Source organism: Ruegeria sp. R8_1 (genome assembly GCF_017743815.1).
In the GTDB taxonomy this organism is placed as follows: domain Bacteria; phylum Pseudomonadota; class Alphaproteobacteria; order Rhodobacterales; family Rhodobacteraceae; genus Ruegeria; species Ruegeria lacuscaerulensis_A.
Genome location: NZ_JAGHRL010000015.1, coordinates 1 through 2,581 on the forward strand (window position 1 = coordinate 1; position 2,581 = coordinate 2,581).

2 protein-coding genes are annotated in these 2,581 nt (G+C 61.0%); both read left to right on the forward strand.

What is annotated here, in order from left to right; genetic code table 11:
- The coding region (locus tag J7380_RS20200) for a Re/Si-specific NAD(P)(+) transhydrogenase subunit alpha (RefSeq protein WP_209198683.1) at positions 1-1,071 on the forward strand (1,071 nt) is incomplete at its 5' end.
- Positions 1,072-1,084: 13 nt separating this feature from the next.
- Positions 1,085-2,536 carry an NAD(P)(+) transhydrogenase (Re/Si-specific) subunit beta gene (locus tag J7380_RS20205; RefSeq protein ID WP_209198685.1) on the forward strand — a complete coding sequence of 484 codons (1,452 nt, stop codon included), beginning with the start codon at positions 1,085-1,087 and terminating at the stop codon, positions 2,534-2,536.
- Positions 2,537-2,581: the final 45 nt, after the last annotated feature.

Genomic DNA, 2,581 nt, shown 5'->3' on the forward strand with positions numbered 1-2,581 from the left:
GCGAAAGTTCTGATCGTGGGGGCCGGCGTGGCCGGTCTGGCGGCGATCGGGACCTCGACCTCACTGGGGGCGATCACCTATGCGTTCGACGTGCGCCCCGAAGTGGCCGAACAGGTCGAGTCGATGGGGGCCGAGTTCGTTTATCTGGACTTTGAAGAAGACCAGCAGGATGGCGCGGCCACCGGCGGGTATGCGTCGGTTCAGTCCGAAGAATTCCGCGAAGCGCAGCTGGCCAAGTTCCGCGAACTGGCGCCCGAGATGGACATCGTCATCACCACCGCGCTGATCCCGAACCGCGAGGCTCCTGAGCTTTGGACCAAGGATATGGTCGAGGCGATGAAGCCGGGTTCGGTCATCGTGGACCTTGCGGCGGAAAAAGGCGGCAACTGCAAGCTGACCGTCGCGGATGAGAAGATCGTGACCGACAATGGCGTGACCATCATCGGCTATACCGACTTCCCCAGCCGGATGGCGGCGCAGTCCTCGTCGCTGTACGCGACCAACATCCGTCACATGATGTCTGACCTGACGCCCGAGAAGGACGGTCAGATCAACCACGACATGGAAGATGACGTGATCCGCGGCTCGACCGTGACCTTTGAGGGTGAGATCACCTTCCCGCCGCCGCCGCCGAAAGTGCAGGCCATCGCGGCGCAGAAGAAGCCCGAGGTCAAGGAACTGACCCCGGAAGAGAAAAAGGCGCAGGAGATTGCTGCGTTCAAGGCGCAGACCAAGCAGCAGTTCACCCTGCTGGGTGTCGGCGGCGCGCTGATGCTGTTGGTGGGTCTGGTCGCTCCGGCCAGCTTCATGCAGCACTTCATCGTGTTCGTGCTGGCCGTGTTTGTGGGCTTCCAGGTGATCTGGGGCGTGGCGCACAGCTTGCACACCCCGCTGATGGCGATCACCAACGCGATCTCGTCGATCATCATTGTTGGGGCACTTATGCAGATCGGATCGGGTTCGTTCCTTGTGATCCTGCTGGCGGCGCTGTCGGTCTTTATGGCCGGGATCAACATCTTCGGCGGTTTCCTTGTCACCCGGCGCATGCTCGCCATGTTCCAGAAATCTTAAGGAGGCCGGGTAGATGATTGGCTTCACCACTGCCGCTTATGTTGTTGCGGCTGTCCTATTTATCCTGTCTCTGGGCGGGTTGTCGAACCAGGAAAGCGCCAAGCGCGCCGTCTGGTACGGTATTGTCGGTATGGCGCTGGCGGTCTTTGCCACGCTTGTGGGTCCCGGTTCGGGCCTGTGGCTGCTGTCGCTGCTGCTGGTCGCAGGTGGCGGTCTGATCGGGTCCTATGTCGCCAAACGCGTGCAGATGACCGAGATGCCGCAGCTTGTGGCCGCGATGCACAGCCTCGTGGGTCTGGCGGCTGTGTTCGTGGGCTTCAACGCGCATTTTGAGATCGGCAACGTCGCGCAGGTCATGGCGATTGCGGATGCGGCGAACCAGGCGGACCTGTCGGATCTGGGCGCCTTTGCCAAGCTGATCGCCAAGAAGACGGCGGCCGAGCTGACGATCCTGCATGTGGAACTGTTCCTGGGCATCTTCATCGGTGCGATCACCTTTACCGGTTCGGTCGTGGCTTACGGCAAGCTGGCGGGCAAAGTGACGTCTGCGGCGACCAAGCTGCCCGGCGGTCATGCGCTGAACGCGGCGGCGGCTGGCCTCTCGCTGATCTGTCTGATCTGGTACTCCGCGTCGGGTGGTCTGTTCCCGCTGATCCTGATGACACTGGCGGCGCTGTTCATCGGCTATCACCTGATCATGGGCATCGGTGGCGCGGACATGCCGGTGGTTGTGTCGATGCTGAACTCGTATTCGGGTTGGGCTGCGGCGGCCATTGGCTTCAGCCTTGGCAACGACCTGCTGATCGTTGTGGGTGCGCTGGTTGGCTCGTCGGGGGCGATCCTGTCCTACATCATGTGTAAGGCGATGAACCGTCACTTTGTCAGCGTGATCCTGGGCGGCTTTGGCGGCACCTCGGGTCCGCAGATGGAAGTTGAGGGTGAGCAGGTGGCGATTGACGCCGATGGCGTTGCGGCTGCTTTGAATGACGCCGACAGTGTGATCATTATTCCGGGCTACGGTATGGCGGTTGCGCAGGCACAGCAGTCGGTTTCCGAACTGGTCCGCAAACTGCGCGCCAAGGGCAAAGAGGTGCGCTTCGCGATCCACCCCGTTGCCGGTCGTCTGCCGGGTCATATGAACGTGCTGCTGGCCGAGGCGAAGGTGCCTTATGACATCGTGCTGGAGATGGACGAGATCAACGATGACTTCCCGGAAACGGATGTGGCCATCGTGATTGGGTCGAACGACATCGTGAACCCTGCGGCGCAGGAAGATCCCAACAGCCCCATCGCCGGGATGCCGGTTCTGGAATGCTGGAAGGCAAAGCAGGTGTTTGTGTCCAAGCGAGGTCAGGGCACCGGCTATTCGGGCATCGAAAACCCGCTGTTCTTCAAGGAAAACACCCGCATGTTCTATGGCGACGCCAAGCAGTCGCTGGACAAGCTCCTGCCCATGATCGACTGATCCAAAGCACATAAAACACAAAAAGGCGCCCAAACGGGCGCCTTT